The organism is Streptomyces sp. NPDC059853, assembly GCF_042731495.1.
Lineage (GTDB): Bacteria > Actinomycetota > Actinomycetes > Streptomycetales > Streptomycetaceae > Streptomyces.
The window spans coordinates 18492-41284 of record NZ_JBHWJL010000010.1 but is presented as its reverse complement, the minus strand read 5'-3'; the positions used below and the strand labels follow the sequence as shown (position 1 = coordinate 41284).

Here is a 22793-nt window from a genome sequence, read left to right as displayed (position 1 = left end):
CGGCGTCGTCCGCGGCCGGCTGGAACGGTCAACAAGACCCACCTCGCCCTCGGCCCGCCAGCGGCGGACCCACTTGTGGGCCGTGGGCCGCGATATGCCCATCTCAGCTGCCACGTGCGCAACGGGACGACCCGCCCGGACACGCTCGACGAGGATCCGCCTGCCATGAACAGTCAGCCGGGCATTACGGTGAGACATGAAGACCTCCGTGCGGTGAAGACTCGACACCTCCACCACACCGGAGGTCTTCGCCTTGATCAACCCCTGACCACTGTGACCACTGTCAACAACGCTCGTGGTCAATACACCTAGGCGGCCGCATCGGTGAGCTTTCCGTCCCGCTCCGGGAGCAGTTCGGGCATCCCCTCCACCAACACCACGACGCCGACCACCTCACCGGCCCCGGAACGGCCGACCCACACCGGGTAGGTACCGTCCCCGGTCGTCGCGAAGGACCTGAGCTCGCCGCCGGAAGCCTCGTCCCAGGTGCGCTGCATGAACATGGAACCGTCGTCGATGCCCTCGTACCCCTCCAGGTCCGGCTCCCCCCGGATCAGCCCTCGCTCGTAGAGCGCGATGAGCGGCTCCCAGGCCCCGGCGTCGGCGAAGCAGCCGGTGGCGCCGTCGGTGTCGAAGCCGGCTATCTGGTTCTCGATGAACAGCCGGGGATCGTCGTCCGGGCCGAGAGCCATTTCCCAGGTCGCCGCGGGGGTCTCGCTGACGAGCACACGGACGGCCGTGGGTTGGGTGGTGGCGACCTCGGCGTCCCGCCACTCGCAGTAGTAGCTGAAGCGGACCCGTGCCTCGTCGAGTACGTACTCCCCGGGCGGGACGGGGACCGTGATGCTCGGGCCGTTCCCGTGGTCGGTGTCCGGGCCGGAGACGGCCAGCAGCCCGCTGGGTACGCGAAGGCTGCCGACCCGGCGCGGCTCCACGACGGTCATCTCGGGGTGGTACCCGTCGGTCACACGCACCCCGGGCCGGAACAACTCGCTGATCGGCCCGGGCTGCGCGGGGCGCGGCGGGCGCCAGCAGGTGGCGGGGGCGTCTGCGTCACCTGGCTCGGCTGTCTCGGTCACCTGCGCCGTCACGAAGGCCTGCGGCTCATTGAGCCCGTGCATCTGGGCCGAGAGCAGAGGCCACTGCCCGAAGGCGGGGCGGGCCATCCAGCGTTCGTCTTCCAGGAGTGGGGGCGAGGTGAGGTGGGAGCCCCCGTCTTGCCCTTGCCGTTCCTCCGTTTGTCGGCCCCTCCCGTCCGGGAGGAGGTCCATGGTGATGCGGGGGCATGCCTTGTCGAACTCCGCCATCTTTGGGCTCGTGTAGTGCCAGGCGACGGAGTACCGGCGCAGCAGCCGCGACGGGTCGTCCAGCAGCCGCATGTCCAGTTCGTAGGTGCGGCGGCCCTGGGCGTCATAGACCCACAGCCCGACGTAGTGGTCCCGCCAGGAGACGAGCCGGACTTCCAACGGAGCCTTCCGGCCCGGCTCCCGGTACACCACCACGTAGGGAAGCTTGGCGGCATCCCGCTCCTGGGCCTGTTCGGCGGATATCGGCCGCCAGGGCGCACAAGCCTCCAGGTCCCACGCCTGCGCGTACCCCACTTCGACGACCATGGCCGCTCCCCTTCCTGCAACCTGCCTTGGTTCTGAACTGAGTTGCAAGGTATCCGCTGCCTGTGACAACGGCCCTGCCGGCCGGCTCCGGCGCCCAGAGGGTCGTTGTCTGTGATCCGGTCCATGACCCGCTCAGCGAGTGGCTTGCCCGCGTGATCCGATGAGCCGCCAACACCACTCTGTCACGGACAGTTCATGCGCGCAGGGCGCTCGGTGACTCCCGAACTCATCGAAATTGATCAAAGGACAGGGTGACGCGGTGACTTGGGAAACCGTCGAGAGGCGACTCCCGTTCTCGTGTACAGAGCCACGCCGCTGTTGATGACCGCAAACCGCTCTCGTTCGACGCGTGATCCGGGCATGCCCCAGACGCCGCGGGAGATGTCGTGGAGCTGCTGGTCGGACAGCCCGTCGCTCCAACGGATCTGCGAGCACTGGAGGGAATCGCTGTTCGGCTCGACGTCCTTCTTCTTGCCGAGGGCGATCTGAATCATCGCGCCTCCCTGCGAGGCCGTCTCGGTGGTGGCAGGCGTGCTCTGACCTGAGGTGCCCTGATCGAGGGAGGTTTGAACGACTGCCTGTCTCGCTCAACCGGAAGTATCAATGGCGCGCTGCTGTGCTATTCAAGCGCCGTGATGGCTTCCAAGTTCTTCAGCAGACCCTTCGAGGCAGTGCTGTGCGACCTCGACAACGTGATCCGCTTCTATGACACGACGGAACTGGCGAGCCTGGAGCGCGGCGCCGGGCTGGCGGAGGGGACCACCGAGAGAGTGGCGTTCGCGCCGGAGACAGACCTCCCACTGCTCCTCGGCGAGATCACCAAGGAGCAGTGGGTGGAGTCCATTGTGGTGGGCCTCGCTGGTCAGATGCCCGAGGCCCAGGCGCGCGGGCTGGGGATGGCGCTCGCCAACGCGCCGTTCCGTGCCGATGGTGTCGTGGTCGACATGCTTGTTCAGGCGCGGAAGCACGTGCCGTTGGTGCTGGTGACCAATGCGACCGTGGAACTGGAGGACGACCTGGTGTCGCTGGGGCTCGCAGATTTCGCCGATCATGTCATCAGTAGTGCTCGGGTGGGGGTGGCCAAGCCGGACCAGAAGATCTATGAGATCGCGGCTGGCCAGGCGGAGGTTGCCCTGGACCGGTGTCTGTTTGTGGACGACCGGCTTGAGAATGTGGAAGCCGCGGTCGGGCTCGGGATGACGGGTGTGCATTATCGCGAGTCGGCTGACTTGCGTGAGGCGCTGGCCGTCCTGCTGGACCGTTGAAACGCAGGAGGCTGGGCAGCACCTCCCGGGCGGCGGCCTCCAGCGCCGCCTGACCACACCTCCCTGTTGCGGTGCCCCGAGCGCGGCCTGCTGCAGGCCGGCACCGGACTCGCCTCGCCGTCCTGGCACCGCAGCCCACCCGTGCCCGGGCTGCGGCGGTGTCCGTGCAGGCCTCACACCGATCGCGGTGGGGGTCCCAGCGCCCGTGGCCGGTGTCGGCCGGGAAAACCCGGACCATCCCGTGCGGCACGGCGCCGGCAGGGCAGGGGCTTCATGCGAGCGGAACATGTGTCCGGGTGTTCTGTTTCTCGCTGATTGGTGTGTGAGCCGGCTGCCTTGGGCCAAAAGCTCGGGTGGACCAAACCCATCCGCGGTCGGGTCCATCGCACTCTGGGCACAACCGCCATTCGCGTGCGTGATCTTCCTCCCCAGCTATGTCGACCGGATCCGATGGCCGCCCACACACCTGCCCGGACAGCGCCGTCAACCCGGCTTCTGCTCCGCCAACTCCCAGTCGACATCCCAGATATGGACGTTCCCGTCGTGACCCGCCGCCAGGACGTGCTGCCAGTCCGCGGTCATGTGCACGGCATTCACGTCGCACCGGTGACCTTCCAGCCGCCCCACGTTCTTGCCCGACGCCACGTCCCACAGATGTAGAACGTGGTCCGAACCGGCGGTGAGGATGAAGCCGCCGACGGGTACGGAGTGCACCGCGCGCAGGGCTGTGTTCGTGCCGCCCGTGCCAAGGCGGTGGAGGAACCGGCCGGTGGGCAGGTGCCGTACACGTACGCCGCCCCACCGATCGTCAAGCCACGTGGCCGTGATCAGGTGTCCGTCGGAGGTGAGGCACATGGAGGTGGGCCCGCCGCTGGAATAGGTCTCCGGCACCCGCACGCAGCGGCCGCTGCTCAGATCCCACATGCGGACGCCCCCGTCCAGCAGACCGGCGGACAGGGCGTGGCGGCCGTCGGGTGTCGCGCATACCGTGTTGACCGGGCCGTGGTGTCCGGTCATCGTGTGGAGGGGGGTGCCGGTGTGGATGTCCCAAACCCGTACTGTGCTGTCCCTGCCTCCGGTCACGGCGTGGCGGCCGTCCGGTGTCACGCTGACCGCCTGCACCGCGTTGGAGTGTCCGGTCAAGGTGGCGTCCGCGTTCAGGTCCGCCGGGCCGTGGGTGAATGCGGTAAGGTCCCACACCCGTGCGGTGTGGTCCAGGCCCGCGGTCACGACTCGGCGGCCGTCGGGTGTCAAGCACAGCGCCAGTACGGGTGCGGTGTGCCCGGCGAGCCGTCCCACGCGGCGGGCGGCGGCCAGGTCCCAGACCCACACGGAGCCGTCTGTGTGGCCGCCGGTGAGGGCAAGCCGCCCGTCAGGGGTGGTGCGTACATCGCTGATGACATGGTCGCCCGTTTCGAGGCGGCGGCTGAGCCAAGCGGCGCGGAATCCGATCGGCCGAGTGGTGGAAGCCATCTCCCGCCACGCGGCCATGGCCTCCGGTGATCGCTCGTGGCCGGGCAGCGAGCGGGCCTCGCGCAGCAGGCCCAGCGCGGCGGTGGTGTTCCCGTCGTCACGTTCACGCACGGCCCGCTCGACAAGTTCCGTACCGCGCGTGTCGGCATCGAACAGGGTGTCGATCTCGCGGGGTCGGCAGATCTGGAGCGGGGAGGGGGCCGGGCGCCGGCTCAGGTCCCGCACGACGACCTCTCCGACCCCTGACTGGAAAAAGTAGCGGCCGTCCGGGGTGAGTCCGCAGTACGTGCCGAGGGTGTTCACCCGGTCGTACGTGTGCAGACAGCGCCCGCTGACGAGGTCCCACACCCGGGCCGGGCCGCCCAGTTCGACGGTGAGTGCCCGGCCCGCAGCGAACCCGACCACATTGACGACTCCGGTGTGCCCGGTCAACACCCGCACACAGGTGCCGGTGCCGAGGTCCCACAGCCGCGCCGACTGCGCGCCGTCCCCGGTCAGCGCCAGCCGCCCGTAGGCGCTGACGGCGAGCGCGCTCACCTTCGCATTATGCCCTTCGAGCCGGTGCAGGCAGCGTCGCGTGCGGACGTCCCAGACCCGGACGTCGGGATCCTCCTCCCCGGCGGCGGTGACCGCGACCCGTCCGGCCCGGTCGGCGGCCATCAACTCCACCGGGGCGGTGTGACCGGACAACGTTCCGCTCCGCCGACCCCGCCGCCAGTCCCACACCACTACCGCGCCGTCCTCCTCGGCGACCAGCACCGTGTCCTCGCCGAGGAACAAGGGGCTTGAGGAGATCCCGCCCGAACGATGGATGATGTACGGCCGCAGCCGCCGCTCGTCGAGCCGCCAGATCCGCACCCGGCCGGGCGCCTCGCCGAACCGCTGCAAGGCCATGGCCCGCGCGTCCGGGGCGAGCGTGAGAAACGCGGTCGGGCCCCGCCGCTTCTTCGCACCCCGCTGGTCCCCGGTGTCCAGGTCCCACAGCCGTACCACGCGGTCCATCCCCGAACTCATGGCGTACCGCCCGTCGGAGGAGACCCGCACCATGTTGACCGGGGCGTGGCCGTGGAAGGTGCGCACGAGGTTACCGGTGGCCGTGTCGTGGAGGGTGAGCCGGCCGCCGTCGTGGCCGACGAGGAGCCGCTCGCCGTCCGGCAGCGTGGCCAGTACGGAGGCCATGGAACTGCCGGTGACGGGGATGGTGGTGGCGCTCGTGGTCTGTCCGCGTTCGGCGTCGACCAGCGCCATCAGGCGCCGTACCCGCTCGTTGTGCTCGGCGCGGGCGACGGCGGGGAGGCCGCGGCCTGCCTCCAGTGCCGATCGCAGTTCGCCGAGCACCTCCGTGGGGGTGGCCGCGCCCGCCCGCCAGTTCAACATGCCGAGGTTGTAGGACGCCTCGGGGTGGCGGGGGTCGGCGTCGAGGGCCTCGCTCAGCAGGCGCCGTACCTCGTCGTCGCCGCTGCCGAGGTCGCGCTGGGTGAGGGCCTGGTTGTTGAGTTCGGCGGCGCGCAGCCGGGCGGCGACGGGCTGCCGGTGGCCGTAGGGCCTGCCGGTCACCTGGTGGTGTACGGCGATCAGTTCGGCGGCGACATCCGTCATGGCGGCGGGACGGTCGGCGGGGTCGTGGGCGAGGCAGCGGGCGAGGAGCGCATGGAGCGCTTCGGGGAGCCGCACGGTCGTGAGGGCCTTGCCGGCTGCCTGGCCGTCGTACCAGGTCGTCTCGCCCAGGAGCAGTTCCAGGACGACGACCGCGAGACTCCATATGTCCGTGGCGGGGCCCGTCCGCTGTCCGGCGGCCTGTTCCGGTGAGCGGTAGAGGCGGGTGCCCCGGTGGCCGGGTCCGGCCTGGGAAAGGCCGAAGTCAGTTATTTTGACCTGCCGTTGGTCGCCCACGAGGATGTTGCCGGGTTTGACGTCCCGGTGGATCACCTCTCGCCCGTGGGCGTATGCCAGGCCCCAAGCGGTCTGTATCGCGATGTCGAGGATCCGTGAGACGTCCTGCGGTGGCGGCCGGTGATGGTCCAGGCTGCCCTTCTCGGCCCATTCGGCGAAGACGTGGGGGAAGCCGTCGATGGTGCGGACGTAGTAGCAGGCGCAGATGTTGGGGTGCAGTCCGAGGCCGGCCCAGGTGCGGGCCTCGCGGACGAAGGCGTCGCGGTCGGCGAGGAGGTGCGGGTGGGGGCTCTTGACGGCGACGGCGGTCTTCCAGCCGAGGTGGTGGGCCGGGTGGACGACGCCCATGCCGCCGGATCTGGGGGCCGCGGTGATTTCGTACGTGTTCAGGAGGCGGGTGCCGGGCGGCCAATGGGCCGGGCGGTCGGCGTGCGGGTCGTCGAGGGTCGACTCTCCGTCGTCGTATGAGGTCATCGCAGACTCCGCCGCGACTTCTTGAGCGCGATCGTGCAGGCCTGGGGCAGGAGGGAGGGGAGGAACACGTGTTCATCCGGTGGTTCCGGCCAGCGCGCGGGACCCGTGTCGAGGCCGAAGAGCACGGCGTAGGGGTATCCGGCCAGATGGAGTGCCGGGTTCTCCTCCCAGGGCGGTCTCCCGCGGGCATATTCGGCCATCCACAGGCCCAGGTCGCGCAGGATGCCCAATGTCAAGGCACGATCCCGCGCGAAGGGGCCGAGGCGGTCGGCGTCGAGTTCCTGGCGGAGCAGCCGGGCCAGTTCTCGCCATGCCCGCCGGTGGATCCGGCCGGCGATCCGGGCCCGCTCCTCGTCGCCGAGGACGATCCTCATCAGTCGGAGCTCCTCCTCCCTGACCGGCGGTACCCCCGGATGCCGGGAGACCTCAAGGCCCTTCTCCCCCAGGTATCCGCCGCCGAAGCTGAACCATATGTGCCCCGCTATGGCGAGTTCGGCGAGCTGGGCGGCCACCGCCCGGCCGTAGCGGTCGCTGCGTCTGTGGATCACCGGGTCCATCAGCGTGCCAACACGCAGCGGTGACAGATCGGCGGACACCGCGCGCAGCCCACGGCGCAGGCGGTACGGCAACGGCCACCATGCGAGCTGCGCCGCCACGATCTCGGCGCGCAGCCGTGCGTACGTCTGCGACGTCACAGCGCCTCCTTCAGCGCCCGCCCGAACTCCCGTGCCGACATGGCCCGTTCGGGTCGCGGGTCCTCGTCCGCCAGCACAGTGTCGATCAGCTTAGCCAGCCGGGGCGGCAGCCCGCTGGCCCTTTCCCGGATCGGTGCAGCAGGTTCACGCAGTACGACGGCGACCGGGTCGGTGCCGGGCGGGAAGTCGCGGGGCGTGGCGCGGGTGAGCAGCCAGTACAGGCAGGCGGCCGCAGCCCAGACGTCCACCGGCGGGGTGGCGTACTTGTAGTTGACGACCTGCGACCTCGGCATGAACTCGACGCCGCCGCCCAGCGCCCCGGTATCGGTGTAGCCGGACAGCCCAGCCCGTTCGTACGCCTTGGCGAGCCCGAAGTCAGCAATCTTCGCGGTGGACTGAGGTCCGGTCAGCAGGATATTGCGTGGGCTGAGGTCCCGGTGCACAAGAGGTTCCGCCGTGCCGGTGTGCATATGGTCGAGCCCTTCCAGGGCCTCCCCGATGATCCTGACGGCCTCCCCCGCATCCGTGGACCCTTCCCACTGCGCCAGGCTCCCGCCGTCGCAGTACTCGGAGGCCAGGAAAAACCGCTTGCCGTCGGCCCCGGCTCCCTTGAACCCGACGAGATGCGGATGGCTCAGGCCCCTGCAGGTCCGGATCTCCCGCAGAAACCCGTGCACCGACTCCGGCCGCACCCCGCGCAGCACCTTCAGCGCGACTTCGCCGCCGCTGTCCCTGTGCCGCGCGAGATACACCACTCCCTGGGCGCCGCGGCCGAGTTCACGTACGACGAGGTAGTCCCCGATCAGCCCGCCACTGACGAAGACGTGCACGGTCATGCCGCCGATGCGCACCTCGTCGCCATCGGCCAGGCGTACGGCCGAGTCGATCCGCGCGCCGTTGACGTACGTGCCGTTGCGGCTGCCGAGGTCGCGGACTGTGATGGCGGGCGGGTCGGCGGTGAAGACACAGTGGTGGCGGGAGACACGGCGGTCGTCGGCCGGTGCCCGGATTTCGCAGTCCGCGTCGCGGCCGGCCGTCAGTGCGGCCGGTGCGTCCAGGTCCCAGGCCCGCTGCGGTCCGCCGGCCGTCAGCCGGACGGTCTCAGCCCGCGTCGGCCACATAGAGGGGTGAGCCCAGCAGGACGTCGGTGCCGTGCAGCAGGCGTTTCGCGACGAACTCCACGGGCTGCGCGGGCCCGCGTATCGCGCCGACGGCTTCGCGTACGGCCCGCAGGAGGGTGTCGTTGGGTGCGGGTTCCGCACCGAACAGGGCGTCGAACCGGGGGTCCGGGACGAGTCCGTCGAGCAGGGAGGGCAGAAGGGATCTCGCAAGCGGTGGGACGGCCGTGTCGCCCGGCTCGGTGGCCTGCGCGTGTTTCGTGGAGCCGCCGAGCGCGACGACGGTCCGGCCCGTCTGCCCGCCGAACAGCACCATCGACTCGTCGCCGCTCCACCGCATGGACAGCCGCCCCCGGAAGTACGGTCCGGGAGCGTCGACCGTTCCGATCTTCCCTTCCTTGCCGAGCCGTTTCAGGACCTTCTCCAGCCGTTTGTGCGTGCTCTCGCCGGAAGCCGTCTCCGTGCGTCGGCTCCCCTTGACGATCTTCACGTCGAAGCCGACCTCGGTCGTGCGGGTGTCCGCCTTCGGACGGCTCGACTGGGCCAGCAGCATGTCCACCTTGGCCTCGCTGATGTACAAGTAGAACCGAGACTCCACCGGGCGACCTCCGTTCGGGCCGGGTTATCAGTATGGGGCGTTCGATCCCCAACGCGCAGCGTATGGGGGGTGTTTGCCGCATGGACCGGACTGTGGGGGCACTGGGACCAAGATCGTGAAAGTCCGGGGCGGCGAGGCGCCGTGCGGGCTCCGGATGGGCTTTCTGTTACTCCCCGCCAACGACGGCGAACCTCCCGCTCGACACGTTCCCCCGGTAATCGCCCAGCTTCCCCGGGTGATGTGCGTTCTTCGGTTACGCCATCAGAAATACCCTGTCCCGCGAGCTCATCCGGTTCAGCTCTTCTCTTTCGAGTAGCCCTGAAGGGTTTCCCGCGCATTGCCCAAATGGACGCACCATTCCAGGTAAGTGGAGACGCCGAACTCCAGGCGACCTGTGCGGGTCTCTCCCTGGTTCAGGGGCACGTTCCAGATGGCTCCACGATTCCGTTTTGTCATCTGGCGGCTGCGCTCTGCAGCGTACTCGTACACTGCCTGAGCATCAGCCTTCGAGTGCTGTAGCACCCGCCGCAGTTCCCTTTGCAGATCTGGCATGCGTGGTCGACAGATCCGCCGCAGGACCGAGGTGTCGACTCGCATACGCAGCGTTGCCTCGTGATCGATTTTGCTCGTCCACCGACGGATCGGCCCGCCCCGATATTGCGTGATCAACTCTTTCCGCGCTTGCGCCTTCATTACTCCACGAGAGAGCGGGGGCAGCCCCTGGCCCATCACTTCCCGCAGGGCCCGCTTAAGGAAGATTGTAGGTGTGGACCGACCCGGTCGAGAGTGGTTTCACTCGGTCGAGCCCCTCACGCGGGGACTGACCAATCGGGGACGCCGGCGTCGGTGACCGCGCCCACCCGGTCGGCCAGGAAGTAGCGCTCGGCCTGCCGTACTCGTTACCGCTCGTATTCATCTCGTGCGGGGATGGACACGCCGATAGAGGGCTTGGCCGAAAATAGTGGCGCTTTGTCGGTGATGACGGCTACTGGCCCCATGAGCGGATGCGGTCGGCGGCGGTGTGGATGGTGGCCTTGCGGGCCTGGACCTCGTGCTTCGTCTTTTTTCCCGTCGGTGCCGAATCTTGACCCACTCACCGAGAGAGCCATTGGAGATGGCGCGACGGTTCCTCCACCCCGCGATGGTGCACCTCAAGGTCGTGGTCCTCCGCAGGGGTGGTGTGTGGACGGCGGCTGCAGAGCTGTTCTCCGCCTCACCCGGGTGGCATCACGATGGTGACCGCCACACACTCTCATCGTCTCGCGATCATCAAGCCCCCGCCGCCGACCGCGAGGCCGCCGTGCGCCGACCATCTTCAGCACGTCACACGTGGGCGACCAGGACATAGCGTTCATCGTTCACCTCGCCGCCCCACAGGTCGGGGACTGCGGAGAGGGGTTCGATCCGCAGGTCCGTAACGAATGAGCGGACGGCCGAGGCCAGGTCTTTGGCACTGATTCCACCGTTCCACGGCAGTGATGCGGCGTCGGTCACATACGGCACACCGCTTTGGCCTGCCTCCCGCCACCGCCCCTCGACCAACACCAGCCGTCCTCCCGGGCGCAAGCGTGTCACCCACTCGAGCAGCGCAGCCTCTGGATCGGGCAGTGTCCATATCAGATGCCGGGACAGGACAACACCGAACCTTTGCGACCCCGTCGGGGGCATCATGGCGTCGCCCACCAGGAAACGGCCTTCCAGGCCGACCGTGCTGAACTTCGTACGCGCCTGGTCAATCATCCGGGGAGACAGGTCGACGCCCGTGACCTGGTGCCCGGCCTCGGCCAGCAGCAAGGACAGCGACCCCGTCCCGCAGCCGATGTCCAGAACATCGACCGGCTCCGCCGGCATACAGGAAAGCAGGAGCCGGGCCCACGCCGTCCGCGTGACGTCAGCCCGCAGCCCGTGGTCGGGTTCGTCGTCGAAGGCATCCGCGGCGGCATCCCAGTAGGCAGTGATCGAAGCAGTGTGCTCTGTCATGGCTCGATGCTCTCAGCAGCCACTGACACGCGCGGCGCCCGACAGTGTGGCCGGGTCTTGCCAACGTCCTTCACAGCAGGGACAAGCTGGGGCCGTTCCAGTCTCAGAGAGCGCCTGATGTGATGAGTTGAGTCGGGGTCATCCGCTCGGTGTCGGTGGGAGCAGCTGGGAGTGCTGGCGTCTCCGCCCATGGTGTGGGAGCGGCCATGGAGATTCGATCCGTGGACCGTAGGTCGCCAGTAGCCCCGGCAGGTCCCTGTCCGCGAAGGGGTGCACGTTGAAGCGGCGACCTGGGGACCTGTGTGCGGCGGTTCAAGCCGTGCAGAGGCCGGAAGGGACCTCGTCCACCTTGGCGGCCAGATCACGCTCGGTGTCGCTGGTGACCCGACCGACCGCCCTGAGAGCGACGGTGCGGTCGCTGCGGCTCCAGCCGCGTCTCGCGCTGGCCTGCTGCAGGTCGGACAAGCTGGTCGAGGCCGTCAGCCCGTCGACCCGTTCGGCTGGTGGCCAGTGGGTGTGAGGATCGGGGCGAGCGGGGTCGGCGCAGTCCCGGGATCAACGGTGGATGTGGCGCACCAGCTACGGGGAAAGCTGCGGGAGCCGAAGGGCTCCGACGTGATGTCGGCTGGCGGCGGGGTGCTGGGTTGTCAATTGCGGCGGATTCGCTGTCAGAGCTATGCGACCTGCCGCGCCCTTGATATCGAAAGCTACCCGGAGCCCGCAAACGACCAGCGAAAGGCCGAGCAGAATGGGCACTTTGACTCCTTACCGGTGCTCTTCTCGGGGCTCCGTGACGCGGGTGCACCCGTCGTCCTGGGGACCCTAGCCGTGCGTGACGATGAGGGGGCAGGGGTCTCAGTCCTGGGGTGTGCGCGGGCGGGTGGCGAACCAGGATGCGAGGGTGCCGGCGGTGCCGTAGGTCAGGAGCAGGCCGCCGTTGACGATGTCGCGCCGGTGTTCCAGGTCCTGGACGCGCTGTTGTTGCTCGTAGCTGCGGGTCGCCACGGCGACCGAGCCGTCCAGCACGGAGCATTCGGTGTCCCCGGGGCGCATCGGGCCCGGGTGTTCCTCTCCCCCGCGCACGTTCTCCCCGGGGCACACGACGGTGTCCGATGCCGTGAGAGCGCTTCCGATGTTCGTGGCTCCCCAGAGCGCCGGTATGAGGAAGAGGGCCAGGAGTACGGCTCGGTACGGCATGGGGCCTCCAGAGGGCGGGCCGGAACCCGGGCCACCCACGCGCGGGCCGGGGTCGGCTCACTGTATACAGGCGGGTGACAACCTCGCGGCTCGGTAGGTGGGTTGCTCCGAGGGGGCGGTGTGGCGGTCGGGGGTGGACGGTGCGTGCCGTTGAACGTTCCTGTCATCGTCCGCCGTAGAGGGCGCGGCACCAGTGCTGGAGGTCGGGGGCCGAGTCCAGGAGGAGGTCGCAGCCGGCCGTCAGGCCGGCCGGGTCGTGCGGGGGGTTCCCGGCGGGGGGCGACGATACGGAGGGCTGGCTCGGGTGCGGGTGCCGTCGCTCGGGGTCCGTTCGGGGTGCTGGGGCGGGCTGCGGGTCGGGAGCGGGTGGTGCAGGGCGCGGGGCGGGCGGGGAGACGGGGGTCAGGTTCTCCCGGGGCGCCGGCGGGGTCAGGTCCTCCACGGGGAAGGGCTCCGGGATGGCGTGCCCGGGCTCACTGTGACCGGGGGTGTGGCCCGGACCGAGGTGGGTGGGTGCGGCGACGCATCCTCCGCTCAGGAGCAGCGCGGCGGTGGTGGCGAGGGCGGTGGGCCTGGTCATGCCGGGGCCAACGACCGGGGCGGCGGAGGGTGTCGCTCGGGCCGGTCCGGTGTCTTGTGCCGGGCTGCCGTCGGGGCGAGTGCATGCGTCAGGAAGCCAGCCACGACGCGGGAGCGGTGGTCGGCGGGCGCGGGCCGGCCTCGGCGAGGTGTCGGGCGGCAGCATCGACAGGCCTGGCCACGGCAGGTGCCCCCGCGGACGGAGGCACGTCTGCCCGGGAGGCGTACTCTCTCGGACTCGCCGGGCGGCGTCAGGTCCAGTCGATCAGCCGCCGTACCCCGCTTGTGACGGCCCGGCGGATCCATCCGGACAGTCCTGTCGCTACGGCTCCATCGGCCCCCGCGACCGCTACGTCCGCCCGGGCCGATCCAGCACGGCACCCGGGACAGGATCGGGGCCAACGGCGTTCGCGCGCCCAGCGCTTCCTGCATGTCGGCATGCGCCGGTTCTCTCCCGGCTTCCCTGTTGCGCCGTCGTCCACCCGGGTGTGGTTCCCGGCGGACCGCCGGCTAGGGCCGGTGCAGTGCGGAGCGGCCGGCGAAGTGTGCCGTGGTGCCGAGTTCCTCCTCGATCCGGATCAGTTGGTTGTACTTCGCCGTGCGGTCGGAGCGGGAGAGCGAGCCGGTCTTGATCTGGCCGCAGCCGGTCGCCACCGCGAGATCCGCGATGGTGGTGTCCTCCGTCTCGCCGGAGCGGTGCGAGATCACCGCCGTCCAGCCCGCCCGGTGGGCGGTGGCCACCACGGTGAGCGCCTCGGTCAGGGTGCCGATCTGGTTCACCTTGACCAGGACGGAGTTGCCGACGCCGGTGCGGATGCCTTCGCGGAGCAGGGTCTCGTTGGTGCAGAACACGTCGTCGCCGGTGAGCTGGCAGCGGTCCCCGATGCGGGCGGTCAGCTCGCGCCAGCCGTCCAGGTCGTTCTCCGCCATGGGGTCCTCGATGGAGACGATGGGGTAGGCGTCGACGAGTCGGGCGAGGTAGTCGATGTGTTCGGCCGGGGTGCGGCGTACTCCTTCGCCCGTGTAGTCGTAGATCCCGTCGCGGTAGAACTCCGAAGAGGCCGGGTCCATGACCAGGCCGATGTCCGTACCGGGGCGGTAGCCGGTGTGTTGGATGGCGGTTGTCACGAAGTCGAGTGCTTCTTCGGCGGTGCGCAGCGAGGGGGCGAAGCCGCCTTCGTCGCCGACTCCGGTGGAGTGGCCGGCGGCCAGCAGGTCGCGGCGCAGGGTGTGGAAGATCTCGCTGCCCATGCGGACGGCCTCGGCGAAGGTGTCGGCACCCACCGGCGCGATCATGAACTCCTGGAAGTCCAGCGGGTTGTCGGCGTGGGCGCCACCGTTGACGATGTTCATCATCGGCAGCGGCAGCAGGTGCGCGTCGGGGCCGCCGAGGTGGCGGTAGAGGGGCCGGTGGTGGGCCGCGGCGGCGGCTTTGGCGGTGGCGAGCGAGACGCCGAGGATCGCGTTGGCTCCGAGGCGGGACTTGGTGGGGGTGCCGTCCAGGGCGATCAGTGCGGCGTCCAGGCCCTGCTGGTCGGTCGCGTCCCGGCCGCGTACGGCTGCCGCGATCTCGGTGTTGACATGGGCCACCGCGCGGTCGACGCCCTTGCCGTGCCAGCGGGTGGTGTCTTTGTCGCGCAGTTCCACGGCTTCGCGGGCCCCGGTGGAAGCGCCGGAGGGGACGGCTGCGCGGCCCAGGGATCCGTCCTCCAGGACGACATCGACCTCGACGGTCGGGTTGCCCCGGCTGTCGATGATCCGGCGAGCAGTGACGGTGCGGATCGGGGTGTCGGTGGTTGCGGCTGCGAGTGCGGACATGGGAGGTCCTTCCCGTTGTCGTGTGCCGTGGCCCGGCTGCGGCGGCGATGGCGCTGGGCCCGGCACGGAAAACACTACAGCAATGCTGTTCAGTTTGGCTGTGCAGTGTCGCTGTACAGTTCAGGTGCGCAGCAATGCTGACCAACGGGGTAAAGTGCCGTATGCCCTCCTCGGAAGCCGCCGCCATCGCCGCCGAACTGCGCACCGCGATGGGAAAGCTCACCCGACGCGTCCGGCACGAGGACCGCATTCCGCTCGGCCAGGTCGCGGTGCTCGGCGCCCTGGACCGGGAGGGCGCCATGACCACCAGCGATCTCGCCGCGGATCAGCGGGTACGGCCCCAGTCGATGGCCCGGGCCGTGGGACTGCTCATGGAACAGAACCTGGTCACGCGCCGGGCACACCCGACGGACGGCCGCAAGTCGCTGGTGGAGCTGACGGAGGCGGGCCGGGCCGCGCTCGAAGCGGAGCGTGGGCGCAGGGCGGGATGGCTCGCGCAGGCGATCGAGGCGGAACTGACGGCGGAGGAGCGGGCGTTGCTGGCGCGGAGCGCCGCTCTGCTGGAGCGGCTCGCGACACGTTAGTGGGGAGGCGCGCGGGGACCGGCCGGACGGGTGGTGGTGTCGGATTGCGTTTCCGGTCCGCATCCGTTGAGGTCAACTCGCCCGTGTCGCACCTGGCGTGACCTCGCGTAGGTTGTTCTCCGTGGAGGAGATCACCTATCGTCCGTTGAATCTGCGGTGGTGGCTGGCACTGGGGGCGAGTTTCTCCGTCGGCGCGGTGAGTGTATCGGTGCCGTTCTTCTGAGGGCTGAGCACCGGGCGGATCGACGAGCGGCAGATCGTGGCCGGGCTGCTCCTGGTGCCGACCTTCACCGCCTGGACCCTCTTCGCGTTCAACCGGGCGCTCTCCCGGACCCGGCTCGAAGCCGGGGGCATCCGCGTCCTCCTGCCTCTGTGGCGGCGCTGGTATCCCTGGGAGGAGATCGTGGACGTCCCCGTCATGGACACCGATGTGTTCATCACTCTGACCGACGGCTCCCGGGTCCGGCTGCCGGCGCCGACGGCGGATTCGGCTACCGATCCCCGGTTCAGGCGGAGCGTCATCGAGATCCGCCGTCGACAGCGGGAGGCCGCCGCGTCCGGCAGGTGATCCCGCCTCCGTTTCCCGGGCGAACCCGGCGGCCTGTGGGGTCGTGCGGCAGGGGACGGCCGATCGCCCGCGCTGAGGGAGGTGTGGCTGGGCGCTGGGAGAGAGAACATCCGGTTGTAGGATGACTGGGCAATCGGTTGTACGGTCGGTCGGGAGTGTTCATGGCGCTGCATGCCGCTGGACGGCAGTCGCTGGTCGACTCGGTCGTCGATCAGCTGCGCGCGCAGCTGGCGGCGGGCGAGTGGGGTGTCGGGGACCGGCTGCCCACCGAGCACGCCCTCGCGGAGGTCCTCCAGGTCGGCCGGAACACGGTCCGGGAGGCCGTACGCGTCCTCGTGCACGCCGGCATGCTGCGCTCCCGCCAGGGTGAGGGCACCTTCGTGGTCTCGGTCACGGACCCGGCGTCCGCCCTGCGTGCGGTGCAGCGGGGTTCGATCCGGGACGTTCTGGAGCTGCGGACGGCGCTGGAGACGGAGGCCGCCCGGCTCGCCGCGCTGCGGCGGGGGCCCGCCGATCTGGAGCGGATGCGGTCCGCGCTGGACGCCCAGCAGCGGCTGGGGCGGGAGGGCGGCCCCGGCGCGGAGGACATGGAGCTGTACGCCGACCACGACGTGGAATTCCACCGCGCCGTCGTCGACGCCGCCCGGAACACGGCGCTGACCGCGCTGTACGACTGGTTCGCCGGGAGCGTCCGCGAGGCGCTGGTGACCGCCCTCGCGGACCGGGAGATGGCCCGGGTGAACCATGCCGACCATCGGGTGCTGCTGGATGCCATCGCCTGCGGAGATCCCGCGGCGGCGGAGGCGGCGGCCCGGACGCTGCTGGAGCGACCGCTCCGGCAGGTCGAGGAATTGCTGGCCGAGGAGTGATCCGGCCCGGTGCGCCCGACCGGGGCGGCACCGACAGCAAGCGCAGAACGGAAAGGTGACGCACCTTGTCACACGCACGGCCCGGCATACCCCTGATCGATGCCGGTAAGGACCTCCCCGCCCCGACACGGCCCGCCGCGGCTCCCGCGCGGGCGCCCCTCCCCCACCGCGGGCTGGTGCTGCTCGGCATCGTGCTGGCCGCGCTCAACATGCGGGTGGCGGTGGCCGGTGTCTCTCCGCTGCTCACCGACATCGGGGACCACTTCGGGTTGTCGGCCACCGTGGGCGGTCTGATCACCACCGTGCCGCTGGTGTTCATGGGCCTGGGCTCGCTCGTGGCGCCGGGGCTCGCGGCGCGCAGGGGGACGGAGACGGTGCTCTTCGGGGCGCTGGTGCTGCTGTGCGGCGGCATCGCGGTGCGCGTGGCGCCGCCGGTGATCGCGCTGTTCGCCGGGGGTGTCCTGGTGGGGACGGCGATCGCGCTGCTGAATGTGCTGATGCCGGGGCTCATCAAGCGGGACTTCCCCGACCGGGCCGCGCCGATGACCGCGCTGTACTCGACGACCATGATCCTGGGGGCGACGGTGTCCTCGGCCACGGCGGTGCCGCTGGAGCGGGCGCTGGGCGGCTGGCAGGGGCCGTTCGTTTCGTGGTCGCTGCTGGCCGCGGTCTCCGCGCTGCTGTGGCTGCCCCAGGTGGTCCTCGCCCGGCGCGGTGCGGCGCCCATGGCGCGCGGGCCGCGTCCGGTGCCGCAGCGCGGGCCGCGTCTGACGTCGCTGCCGCTGGCCTGGCAGATCACGCTGTTCATGGGGGGACAGTCCCTGGTCGCCTATGTGGTGATCTCCTGGCTGCCGACGATCCTGACCGATCAGGGCATGGACAAGGCCGAGGCCGGACTGGTCTTCGCGTTCAGCACCCTGGTGCAGATGGCGGGCTCCCTGCTGGTGCCGGTGCTGGCGGGGCGCATGCGCGGCCAGCGGGCGCTGGGCGTGGTGACGGCGGGGCTGCTGGCCGCCGGGGCGGCCGGGCTGCTGATCGATCCGGTGGGCGGTGCCTGGCTGTGGGCCGTGCTGCTGGGCGTCGGCCAGGGCGGCACGCTGGGGCTGGCTCTGACGCTGATGGTGCTGCGGACCCGGACCGCCCACACCGCCGCGCGGCTCTCGGGGATGGCGCAGACCTGGGGCTATCTGCTGGCGGCGCTGGGGCCCTTCACGCTGGGCGTGCTGCGGGAGGCGACCGGCGGCTGGACGGTGCCGGTGGCGGCGCTGCTGGCGGTGTGCTGCGGGCTGATGCTGCTGGCGCTGGGGGCCGGGCGGGACCGGAAGATCTGACCGCGGCCCGTCCGGGCGGCCCGCCACCGGTGGGGGCGGGTGCGGGCCGGGTGGGGGCGCAGCCGGCGTCCGTGATGTGCTGCTGTCGCCGCTTCCCGCGGCAGGTGCCGCGCGGCGCGGCGCCTCATCGCACCGGAAGGATCGCAACGTGCCGGATCTCAGCAGCCGCGGAGCACTCGTCACCGGGGCCTCGCGTGGCATCGGACGTGCCACCGCCGTCGCGCTGGCCGCCGCGGGGCATCGCGTCGCTCTCCACTACGGGCACCGCCGCGAGGACGCGGAGCGGACGCTCGCCCTGCTCGCCGGTGAGGGGCACACCGTCGTGGGCGGCGATCTGTCCGACCCGACCACCGCGCGGGGCGTCGTCGAGGAGGCGGCGCGGGCGCTGGGCGGCCTGGAGGTGCTGGTGAACAACGCGGCGGTGGCCCCGCAGCCGGAGAACGCGCACCGGATCGGTGACGCGGACTGGGAGCGGTGGCGCGGGGTCTGGGAGGCGATGATCGGCACCAACCTGCTGGGCGCGGTCAACATCACCTGGGCGTTCGCCGATCAGCTGATCGGCCGCGGGATGCCGGGGAGCATCGTCAACGTGGGGTCGCGCGGCGCTTTCCGCGGTGAGCCCGACCATCCGGCGTACGGGGCGAGCAAGGCCGCCCTGCACGCCTTCGGGCAGTCCGCCGCCGTCGCCCTGGCTCCCCACCGGATCGCGGTGACGTCGGTGGCGCCCGGTTTTGTCGCCACCGAGCGGCAGGAGGCCAAGCTGGCGGGTCCCGAGGGGGAGGCGCTGCGGGCGCAGAGCCCGTTCGGCAGGGTGGCGTCGGCGGAGGAGATCGCCGCCGCGATCGTGTATCTGGCGTCGCCGGGGGCGGCCTGGTCCTCGGGCGCGGTGCTGGATCTGAACGGTGCGTCCTACCTGCGGTGACCGGGCCGGCCGACTCTCCGGCGGGCGGTCCTCCGTGCGTCGCGCACCGGGCGAGGAAAACAGGGAATCAACAATCTTGAGTTTTCTGCCTCGACGGCTCAAGAAATTCAAGATATACATGCGCCATGGGGAGTTGCCGAGAACACGGAGGCCGCGGGTGGACTGGCAGGAGCTGACGGACCTGACGCGGGGTCAGCCGTTCGTGGTCGAACGGGTCCGCCTCGCCGGTGGCGTCGCGATCGAGGGGCAGTTCGAGCCGCCGCAGCTGGCGCGGCTCAGCGTCGACGACCAGGTGTTCGTGGCCGCGTTCGTCCGGTCGCACGGTTCGATCAAGGAGATGGAGCGGATCTTCGGGGTGAGCTATCCGACGGTCAAGTCCCGGCTGAAACGGATCGCCTCGCACCTGGAGTTCGTGGACACCGACCCGGAGCCGAGCGGGTCCGATGTCCTGGAGCGGCTGCGGCGCGGGGAGATCGGGGCCGAGGAGGCGCTGGCCGAGTTGGAGAGAGCGCGGTGATGCCGCAGTTGGTGACGGTGCGCTGGCGGCGTTACGACGGGCGTCGGCGGCGGCTGTTCGTGCCCGTCCTGCCGGTGGTGCTCCTGCTGTCGCCGGTGCTGCTGCTCGCGGTGGTGGGCGGGCTCATCGTCTGCCGTGCCCACCGGGTGCGGCCCCTGGGGGCGCTCGCGGGGGTCGCGCGGCTGGTGTGGGCGCTGCCCGGTACCCGGTTCGCGGTGGAGCAGGGCACGACGGACGTGCGGGTCGATGTGAGATGAGCCGGAGGGGAAGGACAGCGATGAACGAACAGCGTCGGCAGATCCTGGAGATGCTGGCCGAGGGCAAAGTCACCGCGGATGAGGCCGAACGGCTGATCACCGCCCTGGAACGGCAGTTGCCCGGGACGGCGCCGGGTGCCGCGGCCCGTACGCGCCACCGGCCCGCGTATCTGCGGGTGCTGGTGGACGCGCCGGAGGGGGCCGGTGAGGAAGGCGGCAGCCGGGTCAACATGCGGATTCCGCTGCAGTTGCTGCGGGCCGGTGTGCGGCTCACCAGTCTCATTCCGCCGCAGGCCGTCTCCCGGGTGAATGCGGAGCTGAGCAAGTCGGGGGTGGCGTTCGACCTGGCCGATCTGAAGCCGCAGCATCTGGAGGAGCTGATCGATCACCTCGACGAGGTGGTCATCGACATCGACGACCCGGAGGCCAAGGTGCAGGTCTTCTGCGAGTGACGGCCGGGGCCGGGGGGTGCGGCGGGCGGCGCCGTGGTGTCCGTGCGCCGCGCGTCCTCAGCCCCCGGCCGCCGGTGCGGGAGCCTCCGGCAGCCGCAGGCGTTTGAGGGCGAGGGCGTTGAGCGCGACGATGATACTGGAGCCGGACATGGCCAGTGCGGCGATCTCGGGGCGCAGGACCAGGCCGGTCAGCGGTTCGAAGACGCCGGCGGCGATCGGGAGTGCCAGGGCGTTGTAGCCGATGGCCCAGCCGAGGTTCTGCCGCATCTTGTGGACCGTGCCCCGGCCGATGCGCAGGGCGGTGGGCACGTCGAGGGGGTCGGACCGCATCAGGACCAGTTCGGCGGCTTCGATGGCGACGTCGGTGCCGGTCCCGATGGCGATGCCGAGATCGGCGCGGGCGAGCGCGGGTGCGTCGTTGATGCCGTCGCCCACCATGGCGACCCGGTGGCCGCGGTGCTGGAGTTCCGCGATCCGTGCCGCCTTGTCCTCGGGCAGGACGTCGGCGATCACGGTGTCGATGCCCAGCTGGTCGGCGATGCGCTGAGCGGTGGCGTGGTGGTCGCCGGTGAGCATGACGACCTCGATGCCCAGCGCGTGCAGGGCGGTGACGGCCGCGGCGGAGGTGTCGCGGACGGCGTCGGCGATGCCGATCAGTCCGGCCGCGCGCCCGTCGACGCCGACGACGACCACGGTGTGGCCGGTAGCGGCCAGTTCGTCCCGGCGTGCGGCGTACTCCGTCAGGTCGATGCCCTCGCGTTCGGCCAGCCGGTGGTTGCCCACCACGACCCGGTGCCCTTCCACCTCGGCGACGGCGCCGTGGCCCGGTACGTTCGAGAACCGCCGCGCGCCGGGCGCCGTGACGTGGTGCTGCTCGGCGCGGCGGACGACGGCTTCGGCCAGGGGGTGGCCGGATTCGCGCTCCACGGCGGCGGTCAGCCGTAGCAGGGTGCTCTCGTCGTAGCCGGGTGCCGGGACGATGTCGGTGACCTCGGGCCGGCCCCGGGTGAGGGTGCCGGTCTTGTCCATGACGACGGTGCGGATCCGGGCGGCGCGCTCCAGGGCGCCGGCGTTCTTGAACAGCACGCCCCGTGCGGCGCCCAGGCCGGTGCCGACCGTGATCGCGGTGGGGGTGGCGAGCCCCAGCGCGTCGGGGCAGGTGATGACGACGACGGTGATGGCGAAGAGTACGGCGGTCCCCAGGGGCCGGTCGGTGAACAGCAGCCAGGCCGCGAGGGTGAGCAGCCCGCCCACGAGGGCGACCAGGACCAGCCAGAACGCCGCCCGGTCCGCGAGGCGCTGTCCGGGGGCCTTGGAGTTCTGCGCCTCCTGGACGAGCTGGACGATCCGGGCGAGCGCGGTGTCCGCGCCCACCGCGGTGGCGCGGACGCGCAGCGTGCCGTTGGCGTTGACGGTGGCGCCGATCACGGTGCTGCCCGGTTCCTTGGGCACCGGCAGGCTCTCGCCGGTGACCATCGACTCGTCGACGTCGCTCTCCCCCGCGACCACCGTCCCGTCCGCGGCGATCCTGGCGCCGGGCCGGACCAGCAGGAGGTCGCCGGTGGTCACCTCGGAGGTGGCGACCTCGACCGGCCGGCCGTCGCGGATCACCAGGGCTTTCGGCGGCGCGAGGTCGAGCAGCGCGTGGATGGCGTCGTTGGCGCCGCCGCGGGAGCGCATTTCGAGCCAGTGGCCGAGGAGGACGAAGGCGGCCAGCACGGTGGCCGCCTCGTAGAAGACGTCGCCGCCGCCGGTGAGGGTCACGGCGAGGGAGTACAGCCAGCCCGCTCCGACGGCCACCGAGACCAGGACCATCATGTCCAGGGTGCGGGCCCGCAGCGCCCGCGCGGCTCCGGTGAAGAAGACGGTGCAGGAGTAGAAGATCACCGGGAGGCTCAGCAGGAGGGCCCAGACGTCCTGGCGCAGGCCGAACGGCACGGGCAGGTGCAGGCCGAGGACGTTCTCGGCGATGGGTGACCACAGCAGGACGGGGACCGAGAACAGCAGGGCGACCAGGAACCGGTTGCGCAGGTCGGCGGCCATGGCCGCCATGGACATGCCGGGCTCCGTGCCGTGCGCCTCGTGTGCCGCGGCCTCGTCCCGGGGTGCGGGTGCCCGCGGCGTTCCGGGCTCCATGAGCGGATCGCAGAGGTGGGAGGGCACCGACTGGCCGGCGCAGTGGTAGCCGCATTCCCGCACCCAGTGGCGCAGTTGTGCCACGGAGGTGTGCTGTGGGTCGTAGGTGACGGTCGCCGTCTGCGTGACCGGGTTCACCTCGGCGTGCCGGACGCCGGGCCGGCGGCGGAGGACGGCGGTCACGGTGCTCTGCTGGGAGGCGCGCAGCATGCCGGTGACGTCAAGGACGACGGTGCCGTGTTCCTGGCCCGGTCCGGCCGGCCGCTCCGCCCGGTCGCTGTCCGCCATACATTCCACCCCGGTTCGTCCGGCCGGTCCCGGGCGGCGGGCCGCCGCCGGTGACCGGACCGCGGATCGGAGGCACCGGTCTCCAGCGCACCATGGGTGGCGGGTGGGGGCGAGCCGGGTGGGGCCGTTCGTCTGACCGGTGTGCGCGGGCCGGGGTGCGCGGCAG

The 22793-nt window shown here is 70.8% G+C and carries 23 protein-coding genes; 10 read left to right on the top strand and 13 right to left on the bottom strand.

Going from position 1 to position 22793, the window contains the following annotated elements; translation table 11 throughout:
- The 3 genes from ACFV5N_RS02310 to ACFV5N_RS02300 form a co-directional block, all read right to left on the bottom strand.
- On the bottom strand, positions 1 to 198 hold a 198-nt coding region (locus ACFV5N_RS02310), incomplete at its 3' end, for a helix-turn-helix domain-containing protein (RefSeq protein WP_385592884.1).
- Positions 199 to 308: 110 nt separating this feature from the next.
- Positions 309 to 1613, bottom strand: coding sequence for a DUF4241 domain-containing protein (locus ACFV5N_RS02305; RefSeq protein ID WP_385592874.1), 1305 nt, complete (start codon positions 1611 to 1613; stop codon positions 309 to 311).
- Between the two features lie 239 nt (positions 1614 to 1852).
- Positions 1853 to 2107: a hypothetical protein gene (locus ACFV5N_RS02300; protein ID WP_385592872.1), complete on the bottom strand. Its 255-nt coding sequence runs from the start codon at positions 2105 to 2107 to the stop codon at positions 1853 to 1855.
- Between the two features lie 141 nt (positions 2108 to 2248).
- Between ACFV5N_RS02300 and ACFV5N_RS02295 the strand changes: the two genes are divergently transcribed.
- Complete coding sequence (locus tag ACFV5N_RS02295) at positions 2249 to 2878, top strand: HAD-IA family hydrolase (RefSeq protein ID WP_385592881.1); 630 nt, start codon at positions 2249 to 2251, stop codon at positions 2876 to 2878.
- A gap of 483 nt (positions 2879 to 3361) precedes the next feature.
- On the opposite strand, the gene ACFV5N_RS02290 is transcribed toward ACFV5N_RS02295, so the two are convergent.
- The 6 genes from ACFV5N_RS02290 to ACFV5N_RS02265 form a co-directional block, all read right to left on the bottom strand.
- On the bottom strand, positions 3362 to 6718 hold the full coding sequence (locus tag ACFV5N_RS02290) for a protein kinase (RefSeq protein ID WP_385592869.1): 3357 nt from the start codon (positions 6716 to 6718) through the stop codon (positions 3362 to 3364).
- Positions 6715 to 7413: a hypothetical protein gene (locus ACFV5N_RS02285; protein ID WP_385592867.1), complete on the bottom strand. Its 699-nt coding sequence runs from the start codon at positions 7411 to 7413 to the stop codon at positions 6715 to 6717. The genes ACFV5N_RS02290 and ACFV5N_RS02285 overlap by 4 nt, the downstream gene beginning before the upstream one ends.
- A complete protein-coding gene (locus ACFV5N_RS02280) occupies positions 7410 to 8534 on the bottom strand; it encodes a protein kinase (RefSeq protein WP_385592864.1) in 1125 nt (374 codons plus the stop codon). Before ACFV5N_RS02280 ends, ACFV5N_RS02285 begins: the two co-directional genes overlap by 4 nt.
- The gene (locus tag ACFV5N_RS02275; RefSeq protein WP_385592861.1) at positions 8515 to 9129 is read right to left on the bottom strand and encodes a DUF7019 family protein; all 615 of its coding nucleotides are present in this window, start codon (positions 9127 to 9129) and stop codon (positions 8515 to 8517) included. The genes ACFV5N_RS02280 and ACFV5N_RS02275 overlap by 20 nt, the downstream gene beginning before the upstream one ends.
- A gap of 294 nt (positions 9130 to 9423) precedes the next feature.
- Complete coding sequence (locus ACFV5N_RS02270) at positions 9424 to 9822, bottom strand: hypothetical protein (RefSeq protein ID WP_385592858.1); 399 nt, start codon at positions 9820 to 9822, stop codon at positions 9424 to 9426.
- A gap of 630 nt (positions 9823 to 10452) precedes the next feature.
- On the bottom strand, positions 10453 to 11109 hold the full coding sequence (locus ACFV5N_RS02265) for a class I SAM-dependent methyltransferase (protein WP_385592856.1): 657 nt from the start codon (positions 11107 to 11109) through the stop codon (positions 10453 to 10455).
- 379 nt (positions 11110 to 11488) lie between these two features.
- Between ACFV5N_RS02265 and ACFV5N_RS02260 the strand changes: the two genes are divergently transcribed.
- Positions 11489 to 11629 carry a hypothetical protein gene (locus ACFV5N_RS02260; RefSeq protein ID WP_385592853.1) on the top strand — a complete coding sequence of 47 codons (141 nt, stop codon included), beginning with the start codon at positions 11489 to 11491 and terminating at the stop codon, positions 11627 to 11629.
- Between the two features lie 335 nt (positions 11630 to 11964).
- Here the strand turns inward: ACFV5N_RS02260 and ACFV5N_RS02255 are convergent, their stop codons facing one another.
- From ACFV5N_RS02255 to eno, 3 genes are all read right to left on the bottom strand, one after another.
- The gene (locus ACFV5N_RS02255; protein ID WP_385592851.1) at positions 11965 to 12162 is read right to left on the bottom strand and encodes a hypothetical protein; all 198 of its coding nucleotides are present in this window, start codon (positions 12160 to 12162) and stop codon (positions 11965 to 11967) included.
- Positions 12163 to 12469: 307 nt separating this feature from the next.
- Positions 12470 to 12886 carry a hypothetical protein gene (locus tag ACFV5N_RS02250; RefSeq protein ID WP_385592848.1) on the bottom strand — a complete coding sequence of 139 codons (417 nt, stop codon included), beginning with the start codon at positions 12884 to 12886 and terminating at the stop codon, positions 12470 to 12472.
- 509 nt (positions 12887 to 13395) lie between these two features.
- Complete coding sequence (gene eno, locus ACFV5N_RS02245) at positions 13396 to 14703, bottom strand: phosphopyruvate hydratase (protein ID WP_385592846.1); 1308 nt, start codon at positions 14701 to 14703, stop codon at positions 13396 to 13398.
- Positions 14704 to 14864: 161 nt separating this feature from the next.
- On the opposite strand from eno, the gene ACFV5N_RS02240 reads away from it, so the two are divergent.
- The 8 genes from ACFV5N_RS02240 to ACFV5N_RS02205 all read left to right on the top strand — a co-directional run bounded on the left by ACFV5N_RS02240 (position 14865) and on the right by ACFV5N_RS02205 (position 20203).
- Positions 14865 to 15287, top strand: a complete 423-nt coding sequence (locus ACFV5N_RS02240; RefSeq protein WP_176129165.1) for a MarR family winged helix-turn-helix transcriptional regulator — start codon at positions 14865 to 14867, stop codon at positions 15285 to 15287.
- 259 nt (positions 15288 to 15546) lie between these two features.
- Positions 15547 to 15855, top strand: a complete 309-nt coding sequence (locus ACFV5N_RS02235) for a PH domain-containing protein (RefSeq protein ID WP_259454103.1) — start codon at positions 15547 to 15549, stop codon at positions 15853 to 15855.
- A gap of 161 nt (positions 15856 to 16016) precedes the next feature.
- Complete coding sequence (locus tag ACFV5N_RS02230) at positions 16017 to 16724, top strand: FadR/GntR family transcriptional regulator (protein WP_385592841.1); 708 nt, start codon at positions 16017 to 16019, stop codon at positions 16722 to 16724.
- A gap of 176 nt (positions 16725 to 16900) precedes the next feature.
- Positions 16901 to 18055: a CynX/NimT family MFS transporter gene (locus tag ACFV5N_RS02225; RefSeq protein WP_385592839.1), complete on the top strand. Its 1155-nt coding sequence runs from the start codon at positions 16901 to 16903 to the stop codon at positions 18053 to 18055.
- 148 nt (positions 18056 to 18203) lie between these two features.
- Positions 18204 to 18977, top strand: coding sequence for an SDR family NAD(P)-dependent oxidoreductase (locus tag ACFV5N_RS02220; RefSeq protein WP_385592838.1), 774 nt, complete (start codon positions 18204 to 18206; stop codon positions 18975 to 18977).
- A gap of 157 nt (positions 18978 to 19134) precedes the next feature.
- A complete protein-coding gene (locus ACFV5N_RS02215; protein WP_385592835.1) occupies positions 19135 to 19494 on the top strand; it encodes a DUF2089 domain-containing protein in 360 nt (119 codons plus the stop codon).
- Complete coding sequence (locus ACFV5N_RS02210) at positions 19494 to 19751, top strand: hypothetical protein (protein WP_385592834.1); 258 nt, start codon at positions 19494 to 19496, stop codon at positions 19749 to 19751. Before ACFV5N_RS02215 ends, ACFV5N_RS02210 begins: the two co-directional genes overlap by 1 nt.
- Before the next feature lie 20 nt (positions 19752 to 19771).
- A complete protein-coding gene (locus ACFV5N_RS02205; RefSeq protein ID WP_385592831.1) occupies positions 19772 to 20203 on the top strand; it encodes a hypothetical protein in 432 nt (143 codons plus the stop codon).
- 57 nt (positions 20204 to 20260) lie between these two features.
- Here the strand turns inward: ACFV5N_RS02205 and ACFV5N_RS02200 are convergent, their stop codons facing one another.
- Positions 20261 to 22627, bottom strand: coding sequence for a heavy metal translocating P-type ATPase (locus tag ACFV5N_RS02200; protein ID WP_385592828.1), 2367 nt, complete (start codon positions 22625 to 22627; stop codon positions 20261 to 20263).
- Positions 22628 to 22793 lie beyond the last annotated feature (166 nt).